At 61.5% G+C, this 348-nt stretch carries 1 protein-coding gene; it reads left to right on the forward strand.

Going from position 1 to position 348, the window contains the following annotated elements; genetic code table 11:
• The coding region (locus ACKLNA_RS29175) for a contractile injection system protein, VgrG/Pvc8 family (RefSeq protein WP_408987855.1) at window positions 1-348 on the forward strand (348 nt) is incomplete at both ends.

The raw sequence follows: 348 nt of genomic DNA on the forward strand, positions 1-348 counted from the left end.
TTGCAGCTGTCGCCCGACGGCAGCGGCATCCACGGCCTGATCGACCGCGCCGCGCAAGGCGATTCCGGCAAACGCCTGACGCGCTACTCCGTGACTCTGCGCCCGCAGCTTTCGTACCTGGCGCACCGGATCAACCAGCGGATCTTCCAGAACCTCAGCGTGCCGAAAATCATCGGCAAGGTCCTCGAAGAACACGGCATCCAGGGCAACGCCTACGAATTCCAGACCGGCTCGATCTACCCCGATCGCCTCTACTGCGTGCAGTACGACGAATCGGACCTGCATTTCATCCAGCGCCTGTGCGAAGAAGAAGGCATTCACTACCACTTCCAGCACAGCGTTTCCGGC

Source organism: Pseudomonas sp. UV AK001 (genome assembly GCF_046097675.1).
GTDB lineage: Bacteria > Pseudomonadota > Gammaproteobacteria > Pseudomonadales > Pseudomonadaceae > Aquipseudomonas > Aquipseudomonas kribbensis.